Origin of the sequence: Streptomyces sp. NPDC020965, assembly GCF_044333555.1 — a bacterium.
Classification (GTDB): Bacteria; Actinomycetota; Actinomycetes; order Streptomycetales; family Streptomycetaceae; genus Streptomyces.
In genome coordinates this window covers 1,496,389-1,515,696 of sequence record NZ_JBIRRE010000001.1, presented here as the reverse complement: position 1 = coordinate 1,515,696, position 19,308 = coordinate 1,496,389, and the positions used below count along the sequence as shown (strand labels likewise).

12 protein-coding genes and 1 tRNA gene are annotated in these 19,308 nt (G+C 71.0%); 9 read left to right on the top strand and 4 right to left on the bottom strand.

Annotated elements, in window-relative coordinates; translation table 11 throughout:
* Nucleotides 1–50 precede the first annotated feature (50 nt).
* From ACH4S7_RS06570 to mycP, 3 genes are all read left to right on the top strand, one after another.
* Nucleotides 51–569: a hypothetical protein gene (locus ACH4S7_RS06570; protein WP_398519921.1), complete on the top strand. Its 519-nt coding sequence runs from the start codon at nt 51–53 to the stop codon at nt 567–569.
* A gap of 90 nt (nt 570–659) precedes the next feature.
* A complete protein-coding gene (locus tag ACH4S7_RS06565; protein WP_398519920.1) occupies nt 660–2,219 on the top strand; it encodes a WXG100 family type VII secretion target in 1,560 nt (519 codons plus the stop codon).
* A gap of 37 nt (nt 2,220–2,256) precedes the next feature.
* Entirely contained in the window at nt 2,257–3,636 is a 1,380-nt protein-coding gene (mycP, locus tag ACH4S7_RS06560; protein ID WP_398519919.1) for a type VII secretion-associated serine protease mycosin, read from the top strand.
* Between the two features lie 33 nt (nt 3,637–3,669).
* Here the strand turns inward: mycP and ACH4S7_RS06555 are convergent, their stop codons facing one another.
* The 3 genes from ACH4S7_RS06555 to ACH4S7_RS06545 all read right to left on the bottom strand — a co-directional run bounded on the left by ACH4S7_RS06555 (nt 3,670) and on the right by ACH4S7_RS06545 (nt 9,174).
* Complete coding sequence (locus tag ACH4S7_RS06555) at nt 3,670–5,721, bottom strand: serine/threonine-protein kinase (protein ID WP_398519918.1); 2,052 nt, start codon at nt 5,719–5,721, stop codon at nt 3,670–3,672.
* A 186-nt stretch (nt 5,722–5,907) separates the two neighbouring features.
* Nucleotides 5,908–8,166, bottom strand: coding sequence for a protein kinase (locus tag ACH4S7_RS06550; RefSeq protein ID WP_398519917.1), 2,259 nt, complete (start codon nt 8,164–8,166; stop codon nt 5,908–5,910).
* 3 nt (nt 8,167–8,169) lie between these two features.
* Nucleotides 8,170–9,174, bottom strand: coding sequence for a serine/threonine protein kinase (locus ACH4S7_RS06545; RefSeq protein WP_398519916.1), 1,005 nt, complete (start codon nt 9,172–9,174; stop codon nt 8,170–8,172).
* Between the two features lie 169 nt (nt 9,175–9,343).
* On the opposite strand from ACH4S7_RS06545, the gene ACH4S7_RS06540 reads away from it, so the two are divergent.
* Together ACH4S7_RS06540 and ACH4S7_RS06535 are read left to right on the top strand one after the other, a co-directional pair.
* Nucleotides 9,344–9,886: an AAA family ATPase gene (locus ACH4S7_RS06540; protein ID WP_398519915.1), complete on the top strand. Its 543-nt coding sequence runs from the start codon at nt 9,344–9,346 to the stop codon at nt 9,884–9,886.
* A gap of 190 nt (nt 9,887–10,076) precedes the next feature.
* Nucleotides 10,077–13,175 (top strand): NACHT domain-containing protein, encoded by a 3,099-nt coding sequence (locus tag ACH4S7_RS06535; protein ID WP_398519914.1) that lies wholly within the window; start codon nt 10,077–10,079, stop codon nt 13,173–13,175.
* 77 nt (nt 13,176–13,252) lie between these two features.
* On the opposite strand, the gene ACH4S7_RS06530 is transcribed toward ACH4S7_RS06535, so the two are convergent.
* Nucleotides 13,253–13,324, bottom strand: a tRNA-Cys gene (locus ACH4S7_RS06530).
* 172 nt (nt 13,325–13,496) lie between these two features.
* Between ACH4S7_RS06530 and ACH4S7_RS06525 the strand changes: the two genes are divergently transcribed.
* The 4 genes from ACH4S7_RS06525 to ACH4S7_RS06510 all read left to right on the top strand — a co-directional run bounded on the left by ACH4S7_RS06525 (nt 13,497) and on the right by ACH4S7_RS06510 (nt 19,090).
* Entirely contained in the window at nt 13,497–14,981 is a 1,485-nt protein-coding gene (locus tag ACH4S7_RS06525; protein ID WP_398519913.1) for an MFS transporter, read from the top strand.
* Nucleotides 14,982–15,211: 230 nt separating this feature from the next.
* Nucleotides 15,212–17,002: a DEAD/DEAH box helicase gene (locus tag ACH4S7_RS06520; protein ID WP_398519912.1), complete on the top strand. Its 1,791-nt coding sequence runs from the start codon at nt 15,212–15,214 to the stop codon at nt 17,000–17,002.
* 574 nt (nt 17,003–17,576) lie between these two features.
* Entirely contained in the window at nt 17,577–18,218 is a 642-nt protein-coding gene (locus tag ACH4S7_RS06515) for an IclR family transcriptional regulator (RefSeq protein WP_398519911.1), read from the top strand.
* A gap of 83 nt (nt 18,219–18,301) precedes the next feature.
* On the top strand, nt 18,302–19,090 hold the full coding sequence (locus ACH4S7_RS06510) for a S16 family serine protease (RefSeq protein WP_398519910.1): 789 nt from the start codon (nt 18,302–18,304) through the stop codon (nt 19,088–19,090).
* Nucleotides 19,091–19,308: the final 218 nt, after the last annotated feature.

Genomic DNA, 19,308 nt, shown 5'->3' with positions numbered 1-19,308 from the left:
GGTGCTCGCTAGAGTGATCCTCGTATGTGTGTTTCAACGGGGAGGCGTGCGTGGCTGAGGACAACGGGGTGGGGCCGTTCGACGCGTTCAGTCTGGTGCCGGGCGTGGGCGGAGCCGTCGCGGCGGCGGCCGGCGCGGTCAAGAACCTGCTCGTCGAACTCGGCGAGATGGACAACTTCAAGAACCGCGTCGACCAGCTACTGATCGAGTTCAACGAGTCCCCCGCCGAACACCGGAAGGTCGCCGAGGGCCGGCTCCAGCAGGCCAGCCTGGGCGGCGCGGGCTTCCAGGAGGCCGAGTTCCTGTACGCGTCGTACAACCGGGTCCATGAAGAGCTACAGAACCTGTCGAAGGTCCTGGGACTCCAGATCGAGAGCATGAAGCTGGCGATCCACGCCTCACAGGCGGGCTACCAGAACATCGACGACGACATCAAGACGCAGATGCAGGGGCTGAACGCGCAGATCGCCGCCCGGTACGACCGACGGCGCGATCCGAACGCGGATGTGAACAGCACTTCGAAGGATCAGGCGGCCGGCTCCGGCGCCGCTGGTCAGGGAGACATCTAGTGAAGTGGCAGCCGGAGATCACGGGGGTGGTACTCAATGGGTAAGCCGGGTGGTGGAACGCCGACCGCGGGCAGGACGCCCTTCGAATCCATGACTCAGGAGCAGCTCTTCGCGCTGCTCACACCGGTCAACAGAGACACCGCGTCGACGGCCTCGGCCCGGCTCAAGACGGCCGCCGAGGCCCTCCAGAAGATCGGTAACGAGCTGAAGCTCCGCGTCACGCTGGTCAAGTGGGAGGGCGAGGGCGCCGACGCGTTCAAGGACTGGGGCAGTCAGACGGCCAACGCCACGCTGCGCCTGGGGGATTACTCCGCGGAGGCCGGCAGGTGGATGGACGACGTCGTCCAGGCCATCGCCGAGGCACAGTCCGGCCTGGGCGACCTTCAGAAGTCGGCCGCGACGGCGGAGAGCGACCTCGGCACCGCGAAGAAGACACACTTCGCGGCGGTGCACGACCCTGGCGCCGGGAAGGACGCGGCGAAGGACGCCCGGACGGACATGGACCTCGCGCAGGCGGGCATGGAGGCGGCCCGACTGGCGAGTGTGGACAGACTGCGGAAGCTCGGTCAGACGTATACGCAGTCCGGCGAGCAGATCAACAAGCTGGAGCCGCCGACGTTTCCGCCTCCTGCGAGCCTTCTGGGTGGCGAGTGGCGATACTCCGAAAAGGACCGGGGTTACGGAAGGTACGAAGGGCAGCCCGGAGGCGGGGGTACCGGTGGCGGGCCCTTCACGGGAACCACTTCTCCCCGGAGCACCGGTGAGGTTCAAGGGACTATCCGTACCAATTCCGATGGAGGCGGGACGCGCGTCGACGGCGCTACGCCCCCGCCCGGGGCGACCCAGCCGCTCCCGCCGCTTCCCGACCCAACGGTCGGCCTGGGCCTCGACAGTGTGGTCACACCCGATGCCCCGACGACGGTCGCCCCGCCCGGTGTCTTGCCGCCGGGCGGCAGGCCCGACGGTGGTGGCGGTGGGCAAATGACCCCGAGTGCCATGCCTCCCGGCGTGGTACCGCCCGTGCTCAAGGGCAATGGCGGCGGCACCGGCCCGGGCTCAGGATCGGGCGGGAAGGTCCCGCCTGTCACCAAGTCCGGTCTGCTCCCACCCGGAGTGTCGGGTGGTGGCGTGGTCCCTCCGAGGATGCCGATGCCGCGCGGCGAAGGCGGCATCGTTGGCGGTCGCCCGGTCGCGCAGCAGGGGACCACCGGTCCGGGCACGGGCCGGCCCGCGGGTGCCATCCCCCGTGGCACGGTGATCGGCGGTGAGGGAACCACCGGCACCCGTGGGCAGATGGGTCGCGGTATGGCCGGGATGCCCGGCATGTATGGCGGCGGCGGACCCATGGGCGGTGTGGGACAGAGCGGTATCTCCGGTGGCCGTCGGCTGGCGTCCGAGACCGGGGGAGTGGTCGGTGGCCGTGCGGCCCAGCCGTCCGGGCAGGGCGGTGGACGTCCGTTCACCCCTGGTGGGTCCGGTCTGGTGCGAGGCGCGGAGTCCGGTCGGGGCGGAATGTTCGCCGCAGGGGCGAACACGGCCAACCCCCGTCGGGAGAACGATGAGAACGGCGAGCGCCCGGACTATCTGACCGAGGACGAAGAGACCTGGCAGCAGGGCGGCCGTAGGGTCGTACCGCCTGTGATCGACTGACCCCTTCCCTACCGAGAAAACAGGTCAAGGACAGCAGATGCCTACCAGCAGCACGCCTCACAACCACCGCCGAAACGTCGTCTCGGGGGTACTGGGACTGCTGCTGGTGGGTATCGCGGCCACTCCCGCCCACGCGAACACGGTGCGCTCTGACCAATGGCATCTCGACGCCATGAAGGCGGACGAGATGTGGCGTATCGGCAAGGGCGCGGGGATCACTGTTGCTCTCATCGATTCCGGTGTCGATGACACGCTGCCCGATCTGAAAGGACAGGTCCTCAAGGGCAAGGACTACTCTCAAATGGACGGTGATGAAAACAATGACATCGCCGACCACGGGACGGGTATGGCCACTCTGATTGCGGGGACCGGCGCTCGGGGGCTGAAAACGGGTTCCTGGGGTCTCGCTCCCGGGGTCAAGATCCTGCCCATACGGATGCCCTACGAGGAGGAGAGGTTCGGGCAGGATGCCCGAACTGCGTACTCCCAGAAGATGAGCGAAGCCATCCGCTACGCCGCGGACTCTTCTGCTCGGATCATCAACATCTCGATGGGGCGAGCTGGTGTGGGGTCCACGGAGCTGACTCAGGCCGTGCGGTACGCGCTCTCCAAGAACAAGCTGATCTTCGCCGCAGTGGGTAACACCGCACACACGGGTAATGAGCCGGAGCATCCCGCAGCCACCCCCGGAGTGGTCGGCGTAGGTGGCGTCGACAAGAGCATAAAGTGGTGGAAGAAGTCGCAATCGGGGCCTCAGGTCGACTTCGCGGCACCTGCCGTCGAGGCGATATCGGCTTGCAGCCCGACCAAGTTGTGCGAAGGAGAGGGCACCAGCGCGGCGGCCGCTCTCGCATCGGCTTCCGCGGCTCTCGTCTGGTCCAAACACCCCGAGTGGACGAACAATCAGGTCCTGAGGGTCATGCTCAACACAGCAGGTGGGCCCCATAGTGGTGAGAAGCGCACCGACTTCATCGGATACGGCGTTGTTCGCCCTCGTGTTGCGCTGAAGACGCCGGGGGACCCCGGCCCCGCCGATGTCTACCCCCTGCCGGATCTGGCCGCCGCAGCCCCCAAGTCGCCCGCTCCCCAGGCATCCCAGCCGGCCAGTGGAGACAAGGCGGATGGGCAGGCCGACTCGGCCGCTCCGGCCGCGGCGAAGGACGACGGCGAGGACAGCGGGCTCTGGATCGGACTCGGGGTGGGGGCCGCCGTGCTGCTCGGGGCGGCCGTCGCCGTACCGATCGTCCGGGTGCGGCGGCGTGCCGCAGCCGCACCGGCGCCCGACCCTGCCGCGTTCTCGCCCCAGCAGCCCTACGGCCCGCCCCCGTATCCCGGCTATGGACCGCCCCCGACCGGACCGAATGGACCGACCGGAGGCACCCCGGGCCCGCACGGGTACGGGCAGGACCCCCGGTAGCCCGTACTCATCCCATCAACCCGGCTCCCGGGGTCAGCCCCCGGACAGGGCCGTGACCCGTTCCGCCTGCAACATGAAGAGCCGCTTTCCGCCCGCCGTCAGCTTTACGGATTTGGCGCTCTTCTGCCCGTGGGTCCAGACATGTTTTCCCGTCTTCTTGTCGACGGCCACGGCGTCGAAGCTCTTCTCGTCCGTGCTGGTGACCGAGCAGACGACATCACCCACCAGTTGCGGCGCGTAGTAGGTGACGGCCGGGGCCCGGAGCGCGTACTCCCAGACCTTTGCCCCGTTGCTCAGCCGGCGGCAGTTGAGCGTGGTGTCGTCGATCGCGTACAGGTACTCGCCCTCCAGGGTGGCCGAGCACCAGAGGGACGACCCCGCGTTCTTCGACATCGGGCTGGCCGTGGGGACGGACCAGATCTCCCGGCCGTCGGCGAGGTTCACCTTGGCGAGCGCGTGTCCGCCGAGCACGGCGATGTCATCGCGCAGCGCCGGTACGGTGGTGGGCCCGCCGACTCCGTTGCGGTTCCACGCCTTGGCGCCCGTCTCCGTGTCGAGCACGGACACATCGCCGCTGTCCGAGTAGAGCACCAGACGTTCCCCGCCCACCTGGGCGTAGCCGCTGGGAAATGTGGTGGTGACGGTCCACCGGATCGTGCGGGTGCCGAGGTCGACGGCCCGTACCTTCTTGTCCCGGGTCTGGACGTAGACGGTTGTCTCCGAGACCGCGAGGATCAGGGCGGCATCAGCCGGGGTTGACCAGCGTTCCGCGCCGGTGGCCGCGTCGAAGGCGTACAGCTTGCCGGCCGCGTCGGCCACCGCCACCAGACCACCGGGGAGCGGTGGGAACTCGGACGACGGGGTGACGTTCGGGGCCGCCCACAGCCTGCTGCCGTCGGTCACGTCCAGGGCGACCAGGCCGCCGTCCTTGGCCCCGAAGATCAGCGCGTCGCCGATGACGCACGCGGGCGGGCTCCATGGGTCCGCCACCGGCAGCGGCCCCCAGAGCCTGCTGCCCGGTGGTTTCCGGTCGCTCGACTTCGACGCCGGGTCGTCCTCGTTTTCGTCCTTGTCCTTGTCGTCGCCACTCATCAGCCAGGCGGCCGTGCCACCGCCGACGCCCACCACGGCCGCCGCCGCGGCCAGCGCGGTCAGGAGGCCGCGGCGACCGGGCGCCGGTGCGGCGACGACGGTCTCCGGCAGGGGGGTCCACTGGTGGGCGGCGGCCTCGCGCCGTTCGATGTCACCGGCCAGCGGACCCTGCCGCCAGGCCTGTTCGGCACCGACCGGCGGGGCGAAGGCCGCGGGTATCAGCTCCGGGGTGGGCCGTTCCGCGGGGTCCTTCGCCAGACACGGTGCGATGAGTGGTCGCAGCCCGCCGGGTACCCCGCTCAGATCGGGCTCCCCGTGCACCACCTCGTACTGCACGGCGGCCACATGGGAGCCGCTGTAGGCCCGGTGGCCGCTCGCCGCGTACACCAGGACCGCGCCGAGCGAGAAGACATCGGCGGCTGGTCCGACGCGCCGCCCCAGGGCCTGTTCGGGTGCGCCGAAGCCGGGGGTCACCGGGATCTGTCCGGTGGTGGTGAGGGTGAGGCCGTGTTCGGGCCGGGCGATGCCGAAGTCGATGATGCGCGGGCCGGACGAGGTGAGCACGATGTTCGCCGGTTTGAGGTCGCGGTGGATCAGACCGGCCGCGTGGATGGTCCCCAGGGTCCGGGCGAGTGAGGCGGCGAGCGCGCTGACGGCGTCCGGGGACAGTGGCCCGTATGCGCTGACCGCGTCCTCCAGTGTCGGCCCGGCGAGGAACTCGGACGCGATCCAGGGTCGACCGCCCTCGGTCTGGGCGGCGAGGACCCGCGCGACGCCCTCACCGGTGACCGCGCGGGCGGCCTCGGCCTCGCGCAGGAATCGCTGTACCAGGTGTTGATCGTCGGTGAGATGGGGCAGCAGGACCTTGACGGCGGCCGGGCGGCCGTGACCGTCGTGGCCGAGGTACACCTTCCCCATGCCGCCGGCACCGAGCACGCCCGCGAGGCGGTAGGGGCCGAGCCGGAGCGGATCACCGGGGCCGAGGGGGTCCATGGGTATGCCCTTCTTCGTTCTTCACCCCGGGGGCGTCGTCCTGTCGTCGCAGGGAGCCCCCCGGGGGGTGGTGGTTGTTCGCACGGCGGACGGCCCGCCGTGGTCGTCAGGGGGAGTCGGTCCGCGGTGGACCGTGGCCGGGACGGACCGCTCCCGCCGTCATCGCGGTCATCGCGGTCATCGTCGTCAGGGAGAGCCGGTGGGCGGTGGACTGTAGTCGAGCCGGACCGCGGTGACCCAGGCGCGGTCCGCGAGGAGCAGCCGTTCCACCGTCTCCGGGAGGCAGAGGCTCCCGGACGCCAACTGGAAGGCCCAACTCTCCGAGCGGTCCTCCAGCTCGACGGCCCGCACACTGCTGTCGCACATCAGGAAGACGAACTTCCCGGAGACGGCCGGCTGGACCCGGGGGTCGGGGTTGTCGCCCGTACGCGCCTCCCAGCGGAGCCCGCCGTCGGCCGCCGACACGGCGACGACGCCCTGGTCCCGCTCGGCCGCGTAGACGATCGCGTCCCGGAGCACCGGAGCGCTGTACGAGCCGGGGGCGCGTCCCTTTCCGAAGGTCCAGGCGGTGCCGCCGTCGGTGACCCGGATCGCCTGTAGCCGGCTCGCGCCGACGTAGACATGGCGGTCGTCCACGGTGAGCGCGCCGGGTGTACGGGGGGATTCGGCCGACCGGTCGCGGGGCACCGCCGTCTCCCACAGTTTCGCGCCCGTACGGGCATCGCGCGCGGAGACGTCCAGCGCGCCGCCGTCCGCCGACCTCCGGCAGAGGATCAGCCGGTCGCCGACGACGGCGGACAGGATCATGTCGTCCGGGCTGTCGAGTTCGTACGAGCGCAGCGGTGTAGCCCACCGCTCCCGGCCGCCGTCGAGTCCGACCGCCAGGACGTGCCAACTCCCCGCCCGTACGGCGGCGGAGGCGCCCGGCGCGCTCTTCTCGGCGACCAGGTAGGCGGTGTCGGCCGAGACCTGGAGCAGCGCGGCCCGCTGGACCGGCTTGTCGAACGCGGCGAAGGAGGTGGTGGGTGCGGTCCGGCCGCTGGTGGGGTCCACGGTGTGCAGCGAGAGCTGATGGCCGTGGGAGCCGCCGGGCACCAGGGCGTGGATCGTCTTCCCGGTCGCGTGGACGTGCCGGGGGTTCCGGATCGTGGCGGCGAGCCAGCGCCGTTCGCCGTTGGCGGGGGTGATGCCGAGCAGTCCGTCGGCCGTCATCATCGCGACCGTGTCGCCGACCGACCGCGGGGTGAGGAGCAGGGTCTCGCTCCGCAGGTTCTTCCGCCACGCCTGCCGCAGGTCGGTGCTGTCCGCGGGCGGCGGCAGATCGTCCGGTGTGGCGCCTCCGGGCCGCGATCCGGGGGCGGCCACGGTGTCACCCGAGTCGGTGGGGTTCCTGAGCCAGGACCACAGACCGACGCCGACGGCCGTCGCCGCGAGCGCGGCGCCGCCCGAGACGGCGAGCCGACGACGGCTCAACCCGGCCGTCGGCAGGGCCGCCGCGACGGTCGAGTGCGGGCGCGGTTCGGGTGGGGCGGGGCGCCGGGCGGGTTCGTACCGCCAGACCTCCGTGGCGCGCCGGGCGATCTCGGCGAGGAGTGTGTCGGGCAGGTGGTCGACGAACTCGTCGCGTCCATCGTGCAGTTGGGCGGCCAGCTCCTGCGTGGTGGGCCGCTCGCGGGGCTCCTTGGCGAGGCAACGGGCCAGGACCGGTACGAGCGCGTCGGGGACGCCGCTGAGGTCGGGGTCGGCGTAACGGACCCGGTAGAGCAGATCGGCGGGCTGGCCGGAACCGAACGGCCCGTGTCCGGTGGCCGCGTGGACCAGGACCCCGGCGAGCGCGAACACATCGCCCGCGGGCTCGTGCTCCTGGCCGGATGCCTGCTCGGGGGACATGAACGCCGGGGTGCCCGCGGCCGAACCGACGCGGGTCAGCCGGTCGTCCCCGGCCGCACGGGCGATACCGAAGTCGATGATCTTCGGCCCGTACGCCGTCACCAGCACATTGGAGGGCTTGAGGTCCCGGTGTACGACGTCGGACGCGTGCAACTGCCCGAGCGCCCCGGCGAGCGCCGCGCCCAGCGCGCGGACGGTGACTTCCGGGAGCGGCCCGGCGAGCTGTACGGCGTCGCCCAGCGGCGGGCCGAGTACGTACTCGGTGGCCAGCCAGGGGGTTTCGGCGAGCGGATCGGCGTCGACGACGACCGCGCCGTGGTGGCCGCCGATGACGCGCGCCGCGTCCGTCTCCAGTCGGAACCGGGTGCGGAACGCGGAGTCGGAGGCGAGATGCGCGTGCAGGGTCTTCAGGGCGACGACCCGGCCCCCGGCCGAACGGGCCAGATAGACCGTGCCCATACCGCCACCGCCGAGCCGCGCGATCAGCAGGTACGGGCCGAAGGCGACGGGGTCGTCGTGGGAGAGGGGCGAGAGAGCGGAGAGAGGGGAGGGCACCGGTCAGATCCTGGGGGACGAGGGGAGTGCGATGTCCGTGGCGAGGACATCGGCGGACTGCCGGGCGATGGCCGCCACGATCCGGCTGGACGGCAGCGGGACGCGGGTGGCGGGGGCCGGGTCCAGCACGGTCGCGACGGGGGCGTTTCCGTCCCCGTACCCGTAACCCTTTCCGTCCACCGGCCCGGGTGGGGTGCCGGTGAGCGTGGTCAGGACCTCCGCCGCCGTGGGGCGGGCCGCCGCGTCACGGCTGAGGCAGCGGGCGACCAGGGAGCGCAGCGAGTCGGGGAGTTCGGTGCGGTCCGGGACGGTGTGGCCCGTCGCCGCGTACGCCAGGACCGACCCGAGGGCGTAGATGTCCCCCGGCGGCCGGGGGCGCCCGCCCGCCGCCAACTCCGGTGCCAGGCAGCCCGGTTCAAGTCCGGGCCGACCCAGGCGGGGTTCGCCGTCCGGGGCCGCCGCGCGGGCCGCGCCGAAGCAGGTGAGCAGGGGACCGTCGGCGGTCAGGAGTACGGCGGCGGGGGAGAGCCCCGCGTGGGTGACGCCCGCGCCGTGGAGCCCGGTGAGCGCCTCGGCGAGCGCGGCGCCCAGGGCCCGTACGGACCATTCGGGCAGGGGGCCGGCGTGCACGGCGAGGGCGGTGGGGAGCGGCAGCGCGGGGAGGTAGGGGGAGGCGTACCAGGGGTCGGCGGGCTCCGGCGACACCGCGATGACGGGCGAGATGCGGGGACGGTCCGCGTGCGCCCCGTACACCTCGCGTGATTCGTGAGCCCCGTACGTCTCGTATGCCTTGTGCGCCTCGGTGAGGAAGCGGCGGGGGTCGATGCCGTCGAGGGGTGCGCTGACGATCACGGTCCGGGCGCTGCCGCCACCACGGGCGATGAAACGCCGCTCGGGGGTGGGCGGAAGGCCGGGGCCGGCCGTGTCCAGCCGGGCGATGAGATGGTACGGCCCGATCCGCCGATCATCGTCCCGCTGTGGTCGTTCCGTGTGCGCTGCCCGCATCATCAGTCAAGCCCCCCGTGGCTCGTATTCACCGCTCATGAACGAGAGGAGCCTACTCAGCGCGCCGACGGGCGGGACGGCCGGGACGATCCGGCCGGGCGGGGCCGAGCGGGTCGAGTGCCGCGCCGCCAATCCGGTTGAGGGCGGTGGGCCACGGACGTAGCGTCGCCGCATGATCGAGCCGTTGAACTCCTCCGTCATCCTCGTCACCGGTGTCATGGCGGCCGGAAAGTCCACCGTCGCCCAGGCCCTCGCGGAACGGCTGCCCCGATCCGTACACGTCCGCGGGGACGCGTTCCGCCGCATGATCGTCTCCGGTCGGGTGGACATGGGCTCCCCGCCCGAGGAGGAGGCCCTGGCGCAACTGCGCCTGCGGTACCGGCTCTCCACGGCGACGGCGGACGGGTACGCGGATGCGGGGTGGACGGTGGTGCTACAGGACATCGTGATCGGCCCGGAACTGGACACGTACCTCCCACTGATCCGGACCCGTCCCCTGTACGTCGTGGTCCTCGCCCCCGACCCGGCGACGGTCACCACCCGCGAGGCGGCCCGCCCCAAGACCGGCTACGGCCCGGGCTTCACGGTCGAGACCCTGGACCGGCTGCTCCGCGAGGAGACGTCGAGGGTGGGCCTGTGGCTGGACACGAGCGCGCAGACACCGGAGGAGACGGTGACGGCGGTGCTGGAGCGACTGACGGAGGCGCGGGTGTGAGGGGCCCGGGGGCCGGACGGTGGCAGGCACGGGGTGGCGGAATGGAGATCCGCTCTCCTCAAGCGGCAGTCGCACGGCCCCGATTCGCCCGCGCTCGGGAACGCGGCACGTACGGCGGAGTTCCGCAGCACCCTTAGGCGTACGGCGGTGACGCTGCCACAATGCCGGGGTTCCGGCGAAGGAGGGGCGAATGAGCGCCGAGGTGGCCGCGCTGCGGCTGGGGACGACCGTGGCCACGGCGGCGGGGCAGTGGTGGCTGGGCGGCAGACAGCGGGAGCAGGAGCGGCTGCTGTCCATGGCGGACCTGGTCCGGGTGAGGGTGCCCGGTGTGCGGCTTCAGCGCGAGGTGAGGCAGCAGTTCGAGCAGATCACCAACGCCGTGTTCGACCGGCTGGAACCGTACTTGAAGCACGCGTTCCAGCGGTTGGAGGAAGGCGGCCGGCAGGCCGTGATCGACGCCGTCTCGGACACCTTCGTCCAGGCGGACCTCTCGGACGAGGCCCTCTTCGACGCGAACGCCAAACCGGCGGAACTCATCCGTCGCATCAGCGGTTCCGTCAGCGCGCCGATCGGTCTGAACGAAGCGGAGACCCGCCTGTACGAGATGCTCTTCGCCGAATGCGTCGAGTACTACGTCCGCATCGTGCGCAGCCTGCCGGTCTTCGAGGAGCGCGCGGCGGGGGAACTGCTCTCGCGGACCGCCACGCTGGGCTCCGAGGTCGCGCGCATCCTGGAGCGCCTGCCGGACCGCTCGCTGTTCGCGCCGGAGGGTACGGACCTGGACACGGCCTTCCGCCGCAAGTACCTGGAGCTGGTCAGCAGGGACCTCGACGAGGTCGAGCTGTTCCGCCGTACGTCCGACCAGGCGACCGCGCCGCGCGTACGGCTGTCGGTCGCGTACGTCAGCCTGCGGGCCACGGGCGACGACGGGAAGCGCCGACGCGCCGCCCGCGCCCTGCCCCTGCTCCGGCCCGATATGAGCTTGTGGGAGGAGGCCGGTGACGACAGCTCCGGCATGGGGGTCGAGGCCGCGCTGAGCGGTGCGTCCCGGGTGCTGCTGCGGGGTGAGGCCGGCTCGGGCAAGACGACTCTGCTGCGCTGGCTGGCCATCATGGCGGCGCGCGGGGCCTTCACGGGTGAACTGGCCGACTGGAACGGGCTCACCCCCGTGCTCATCAAGCTGCGCGAGTACAGCGGACGCACACCGCCCGGTCCGGAGGCGATGCTCGACGGAGTCGCCGGACCCATTACCGGGGTCATGCCCAGGGGGTGGGTGGAGCGCCAGCTCGACGGCGGCAGGGTCCTCCTCCTCATCGACGGCGTGGATGAACTGCTCGACCGGGAACGCCGGGCGGTGCGGGAGTGGCTGCGCAAGCTGCTGGCGCAGTACGACGGTGTCCAGGTGGTCGTCACCTCGCGCCCTGCTGCGGCCGGGGTGGACTGGCTGCGCCGTGAGGAATTCACCGCCTTCCACCTGGACCGGATGACGCCACCGGACCTGGCGGCGTTCGTACGACAGTGGCACCAGGCCGTGCGGGAGCTGGGGGACGAGCTGCCCTGCGCGGTGGAGGATCTTCCGCAGTACGAGCAGTCGCTGCTCAACAGCCTCAAGGACCGCGCCCACCTCCAATCGCTGGCGGGCACGCCCTTGTTGGCGGCCATGCTCTGCGCGATGCATCTGAACCGGGGCAGGCAGCTTCCGCGTGATCGGATGGAGCTGTATCGCAACGCCCTGCACACCCTGGTCCACGACCGGGACGCGGACCGGAATGTGCCGAGCGCGGCGGACAGCAAACTCAGCCTCGGCGACAAACTGGTCATACTGCGGGATCTCGCATGGCGGTTCTCGGACAACAACCGCAGCGAGATCGACCTGGAGAAGGCGGCCGGGTACGTCGCCGCGAAGCTGCGGGCGATGCGTCACCTCGACGTCATGGACGGCGGCCAGGTCCTGGAGCAGCTACGGCACCGCTCCGGAATCCTGCGGTCTCCCGCCGAGAGGCGCATGGATTTCGTGCACCGCACCTTCCAGGAGTACCTCGCCGCCGAGGAGGCCACGGAGGAGGACCGCATCGGCAATCTGATCGGCCGGGCGCATCTGGATCAGTGGCGGGAGACGATCGTCATGGCGGCGGGCCATGCCAACACCCGGCAGCGGGATGAGCTGCTCGGTGGCATCCTCGACCGCGCCGAGCGGGAACCCCAGCACGCGCGCACGCTCCGGCTGCTGGCGGCGGCCTGCCAGGAGACCCTGCCTTCCATGTCGGAAGAGCTCGCGGAGCGCCTGGACAAGGCCGTGACCAGGCTGCTGCCGGCGAGGCGGAAGACCGATCCACCCGCACTGGCGGCGGTGGGGCCCGGCTTGCTGCGCTGGATGCCGCGTTCGTTGGGGCAGTTGACGGAGAAGGCGGCGCAGCAGACGGTGCGGACGGTGGCGCTGATCGGGGGCGAGGAGTCTCTGGAGCTGCTGGCGGGGTATGTGACGGATGAGCGTGACAGCGTCATTCAGGAACTCATTCGCGCGTGGCGGTACTTCGACGCAGATGCCTACGCCGACAAGATTCTGTCCCGGCTGCCGCTGGCGGGACGCGAGGTGGTGCTCACGCACTCCGGCCAACTGCATGTGGCACACCGTTTACGTTCACTGACGAATGTCCGAGTGGAACACCCCGTAAGGGAACTCGGTTTTCTCGCCGAGCTGCCGCCCCTGCGAATTCTGTGGGTGACCACGCTGCGCGAAGGCGTCGACCTGTCCGTCCTTCGGGGGCATCTCGGTCTGGAACACCTCGTCCTCTTCGGCGGCGTGCCCGTGAGAGGCGCCTCAATTCTCGGTGACCTCACAGAACTGCGCTTTCTGGAAATTCCTTGCTCTGAAGACCTTGACCTGGACGCCTTGCATCTTCTTCCCCAGTTGGAATACTTCATCCTGGATTGCGTCCGGGCGGAGACTGATCTGAGCCCACTGACCTCCCTCCCCGGCCTGCGGATTTTGCACCTGGAGGGGACAGGAAGTTCTGCGGCCCTGGGCTTCGATGAGCTCGCGGGAATGACCCGCCTCTCCGCCCTGCATCTCTACGGCTACGACGCGAACGCCTGGCTCGCGGCACTCAAAAGCGCCCCACCCTCGTTGATAGGGCTGCATCTGTATGAATGTGTCGTGCCGCTCGATCATCGCGCCTTCGCCGAGTTCGACAACCTTGCACTGGTGAGGCTTGCCGAGTGTCGTACCCCAGACGGTACGAGCATCACCGCCCTCGACATCCCGGGTGTGCGAACCGTGGTCATCTGACCACAGGAAGCCCGGCTCCCGAACGGGGCGGGTCATCCACACGCCGAGAAGCAAAAGCGGGGCTCACGCGATCAAAGAGGCCGTGACCGGAATCGAACCGGCGTAACTCGCTTTGCAGGCGAGTCCCTCAACCACTCGGGCACACGGCCGTGTGCTTGCTACTGAGGAAACCGTAGGCCGCCTCACCCCCCACCACCAAGGGAATCGGGCACCCCGCAATACGACTGCCACACCCCGTTCACAGACGTACGACCAAGGGACCACACCAGGTCCCGCCCATCGACAGGGTTCAAGCGGGTCTATGCCCCTTACCCTTGGCCCATGACCGCCCCTGATTCGCGTGACACCGATGTCACGCCGCCGCCCCCTGTCCCCGGCCCCCACCTCGGAGTCGAGCTCCCCGAGCTGGAGCCTCTGGGCGGGGTTCTTGATCGGACATATCGGGCGCTGAGTATCGGCATCATCGCGGTCGTCCTGCTCATCGCCTTCGAGGCGACCGCCGTCGGTACCGCGATGCCGGTCGCCGCCCGGGAGCTGGACGGTGTCGGCCTGTACGCCTTCGCCTTCTCCTCGTACTTCACCACCAGCCTCTTCGCCATGGTGCTCTCCGGCCAGTGGGCCGACCGGGACGGGCCGCTGCGCCCCCTCGCCACCGGCATCTTCGCCTTCGCGGTCGGACTGATGCTCTCCGGCACCGCCAGCACCATGTGGCTGTTCATCGCGGGCCGGGCCGTCCAGGGGTTCGGCGGCGGGCTGGTCATCGTCGCGCTGTACGTGGTCATCGGGCGCGCCTACCCGGAGCGGCTGCGGCCCGCCATCCTGGCCGCCTTCGCCGCGAGCTGGGTGATCCCGTCCGTCGTCGGACCGCTCGCCTCCGGCACGGTCACCGAGCAGCTCGGCTGGCGCTGGGTGTTCGTCGGCATCCCCGCCCTCGTCGTCTTCCCGCTGGCCCTCGCCCTGCCCGCGATCCGGCGCATGGCGTCGGGACCGGCCGATCCGTCCGCCACCCGGCCGACGTTCGACGCCCGGCGGATCCGGCTGGCGCTGGGCATCTCGATCGGTGCCGGTCTGGTCCAGTTCGCGGCCCAGGACCTGAGCTGGCTCTCGCTGCTGCCCGGCGCGCTGGGCGCCGCGCTGGTGGTGCCCGCGGTGCTGGGGCTGCTGCCGAAGGGGACCTACCGGGCGGCGCGCGGGCTGCCCTCCGTGATCCTGCTCCGGGGTCTGGCCGCCGGTTCCTTCATCGCCGCCGAGTCCTTCATCCCGCTGATGCTGGTCACCCAGCGCGGTCTCTCCCCCACCATGGCCGGGCTCTCCCTGGCGGTCGGGGGCCTGACCTGGGCGACGGGTTCCTTCATCCAGTCCCGCCCGCGGCTGGAGCCCTACCGCGAGCGGCTGATGGTGCTCGGCATGGTCCTCGCGGCGGCGGCGATAGCGGCGGCACCGAGTGTGCTGATCGACTCGGTGCCGGTCTGGGTCGTGGCTGTGGCCTGGGGCTTCGGCTGCCTGGGCATGGGCATGGTGATCTCCCCGTCGAGCGTGCTGCTGCTGAAGCTCTCCGCTCCGGAGGAGGCGGGCGCGAACTCGGCCTCGCTCCAGATCTCGGACGGGCTCTCGAACGTCGTGCTGCTCGCGACGGGCGGCGCCGCCTTCGCCGCGCTGGGCGGCGGCTCGATCGCGGGCCACACGGCCACGGCGGCGGGCGAGTCGCATCCGGCGGCCTTCGCGGCGGTCTTCCTGCCGATGGCGCTGGTTGCGCTGGCGGGGGCGTGGGTGGCGACGAGGCTGCGGGTTCCCGAAGCAACCTGACCCCGACTGGTACGGAACGCTTTGTGTTCGACGTCTGCCAGGGGGCTCTCGACGTGCCCAAGATCGCCGCGAGGTTGCCCGAGTTCGCCCGTCTGTGAGGCACATCTCAACCGCCGCCCCACCGGGCCCGCCCGGCTCGGGGCGGCGTCGGCGCACCGGTAGGGTGGCCCGGTTGTCATACCCGTGAGTGCCCTACCCGTGCCCCTGGACGAGCGTCGAACCCGGAGACCGTGACTACTACAGCCTCCCCCTCCCACCACCTTTCCCCCGCCTTCCCCGGCCGCGCCCCCTGGGGCACCGCCAACAAGCTGCGCGCCTGGCAGCAGGCGGCCATGGAGAGATACCTCCAGGAGCAGCCGCGCGACTTCCTCGCGGTCGCCACCCCCGGCGCCGGCAAGACGACCTTCGCGCTCACCCTCGCCTCCTGGCTGCTGCACCACCACGTGGTCCAGCAGGTGACCGTCGTCGCGCCCACCGAGCATCTGAAGAAGCAGTGGGCCGCCGCCGCCGCGCGCGTGGGGATCAAGCTCGATCCCGACTACAGCGCCGGGCCGCTCAGCAAGGAGTACCACGGCGTCGCGGTGACCTACGCGGGCGTCGGGGTCCGGCCCATGCTGCACCGCAACCGCTGTGAGCAGCGCAAGACGCTGGTCATCCTCGACGAGATCCACCACGCCGGTGACTCCAAGTCGTGGGGTGAGGCATGTCAGGAGGCGTTCGACCCGGCGACCCGTCGGCTGACGCTGACCGGGACGCCCTTCCGGTCGGACACCAACCCCATCCCCTTCGTGGCGTACGAGGAGGGCAACGACGGCATCCGGCGTTCGTCCGCCGACTACACCTACGGCTACGGGAACGCCCTCGCCGACGGCGTCGTCCGGCCGGTCATATTCCTCAGCTACAGCGGCAACATGCGCTGGCGCACCAAGGCCGGTGACGAGATCGCCGCCCGGCTCGGCGAGCCGATGACCAAGGACGCCATCTCGCAGGCGTGGCGCACCGCGCTCGACGCCCGCGGCGAGTGGATGCCGAACGTACTGCGCGCCGCCGATCAGCGACTCGGTGAGGTCCGTAAGTCGATTCCGGACGCGGGCGGACTGGTCATCGCGTCGGACCAGGACTCGGCCCGCGCGTACGCCAAGCTCATCCGTGAGATCACCGGCACGAAGGCGACCGTCGTCCTCTCCGACGACACTGGTGCGTCCAAGCGCATCGACGAGTTCAGCGAGAGCGAAGACCGCTGGATGGTCGCCGTCCGGATGGTGTCCGAAGGTGTCGATGTGCCGCGTCTCGCCGTCGGCGTCTACGCCACGACGATCTCCACACCGCTGTTCTTCGCGCAGGCCGTGGGCCGTTTCGTGCGGTCGCGGCGGCGCGGCGAGACCGCGTCGGTCTTCCTGCCCACCATCCCCATGCTGCTCTCCTTCGCCAATGAGATGGAGGTCGAGCGCGATCATGTGCTCGACCGGCCGAAGAAGGAGAACGAGGACGACCCGTACGCCGAGTCCGAGCAGGAGATGGACGAGGCCAACAAGGAGCAGGACGAGGACACCGGCGAACAGGACAGTCTGCCGTTCGAGGCGCTGGAGTCGGACGCCGTCTTCGACCGGGTCATGTACAACGGCGCCGAGTTCGGGATGCAGGCCCACCCGGGGAGTGAGGAGGAGCAGGACTACCTCGGCATCCCCGGGCTGCTCGAACCCGATCAGGTGCAGATGCTGCTGCAGAAGCGGCAGGCCCGGCAGATCGCCCACAGCCGGAAGAAGCCGGACACCGAGGCCGATCTGCTGGAGCTGCCCGCCGAGCGCCGGCCCGTCGTCTCCCACAAGGAACTCCTGGAACTGCGGAAGCAGTTGAACACCATGGTCGGCGCGTACGTCCATCAGAGCGGTAAGCCGCATGGAGTGATCCACACGGAGCTGCGGCGCGTCTGCGGCGGCCCGCCGAGCGCGGAGGCCACGGCCGGACAGCTCCGGGAGCGGATCAAGAAGGTGCAGGAGTGGGCCACTCGGATGCGCTGAGGCCCCGTACCGCGGTGGGAGTGGTGTGAGTGGCGGGAGTGGTGTGAGCGGTACGGGTGGCGAGACACCCGTGTGCCCCGGTGGGTGACCCGGCGTGTGCCCCGGTGCGGCGGCGGGGCACCGGCGCGCGGCCCGTACGGAGCGCCCCGCCCGCCCCCGGGGCCCGGTTCCGCCCCGGGGCCTGGGACCGCCGCTCGGACCGGTTCCGCCCCGGGACCGCCTCCGGGCCCGCCCGGCCCCACCCCACCTCCCCCACGCGCGCCGTTCAGGCACGACGCCCGGTTCACGCCATCACGCCCGCCCGAATTCCGTGATCGATGGCCTGAACTCCCATGATCCCGGCCGATATCACGCCCGCCCGCCCGGATTCTGGACGAGGTCTTCCGCTGAGCGGACCGGCTCGCTACTGTCCCCGACAATGCAAACGCCCCGTGGCAGTGCGGCCGCGGAGCCAAGCCGGTGTGCCATGGCCTGCCGACGGGGGGCTTCTGGGCGTGGCACCGATGGGACCGGGGCCACGCTGCCGGCCATGGGTCCGCCGTCACTCACTCCGAACTCCGAAGGAGAGGGCGTCGTGACCGCGGAGACCTCCCAGACGCTCGACCGGGGACTACGTGTCCTCAAGCTGCTCGCCGACACCGACCACGGGCTGACCGTCACCGAGCTGTCCAACAGACTCGGCGTCAACCGAACCGTTGTCTACCGCCTGCTCGCCACCCTGGAGCAGCATGCCCTCGTCCGCCGTGATCTCGGCGGCCGGGCCCGAGTGGGACTCGGTGTGCTGCGGCTCGGCCGCCAGGTGCACCCACTCGTACGGGAGGCCGCGATGCCCGCGCTGCGCGCCCTCGCCGAGGACATAGGCGCCACGGCCCACCTCACCCTGGTCGACGGGGCCGAGGCGCTCGCCGTCGCCGTGGTCGAGCCGACCTGGACGGACTATCACGTGGCCTACCGGGCGGGGTTCCGGCATCCGCTGGACCGTGGCGCGGCGGGCCGGGCGATACTCGCCGCCCGCCAGGGCAACGCCGACGACCCCGGCTACACCCTGACCCACGGCGAGCTGGAGGCGGGCGCCTGCGGGGCCGCCGCACCCCTGGTGGGGGTGACCGGGATAGAGGGCAGCGTGGGTGTGGTGATGCTCGCGGACTCCGTTCCGGAGCGGGTCGGCCCCCGAGTGGTGGACGCCGCCCGGGAGGTCGCGGACGCGCTCCGCTGACGTCCGCGCGCCCCGGCCCCCGAACAGGGTGGCCGGGGGTGGGCCGGGCGATCCGGGGGCGTCCGCCCCGCTAGATTGGCACCGTGCTTTCCAGTCTCTCGCGTACCCGTGCCCTGCTCCTCAGTGCCGTCCCCGTCGCCGCGCTCCTCGCCGTGGCCGCGTTCGCGCCGCTGCCGTATGTCATCGCGAGGCCCGGCGAGACCGCTGACGTGCTGGGGGAGTACCAGGGCAGCCCGGTCATCTCCATCACCGGAGCGCCCGTCCGCCCGTCGACCGGGGCGCTGCGGATGACCACCATCGTCGCGACCGGGCCCTCCGCCGACGTGGACCTGTCGGATGTCTCGGATAGCTGGTTCCGGGACGACCGGGCGGTGCTGCCGCGCGACTCCGTTTACCCGGCCGGCAAATCGGACGACGAGGTCAGCGAGCACAACCTCAAGGACATGGCCGACTCCCAGCACGAGGCGACCCGGGCCGCCCTCGGCTATCTCGGCGAGGACCCGGCGAAGGTGAAGGTCACCCTGCGGCTGGGCACCATCGGCGGCCCCAGCGCCGGACTGCTGCTCTCCCTCGGCATCGTCGACAAGCTCGAAGGGAACGGCTCCGGCGGCGATCTGACCGGTGGCCGCAGCATCGCGGGTACGGGGACGATCGACGCGGCCGGCAAGGTCGGCTCGGTCGGCGGGGTCGCGCTCAAGACGCAGGCGGCCAAGCGGGACGGGGCGACCGTGTTCCTCGTGCCGAAGGCGGAGTGCTCGGACGCCCGCGCCGGAGTGTCCGACGGGCTCCGGCTGATCCCCGTCACGACACTGAAGGGCACGGTGGAATCGCTCCGGGCGCTGGAGAAGGGCGGCGACGTACCGTCCTGCTGATCGCGCAGGTGTACGGACAGATGTACGGGCAGGTGTACGGGAGCCTCCCGGCCGGCCGGGACGGCCACTCGCCCGGCCGCCGCAACTGGAGCCCGATCGCTCAGTTCCGGAGCCCGACCGCTCAGCCCGGAGCCCGGCCGCCGCAACTGGAGCCCGGCCGCTCAGTTCCGGAGCCCGACCGCTCAGCCCGGAGCCCGGCCGCCGCAACTGGAGCCCGG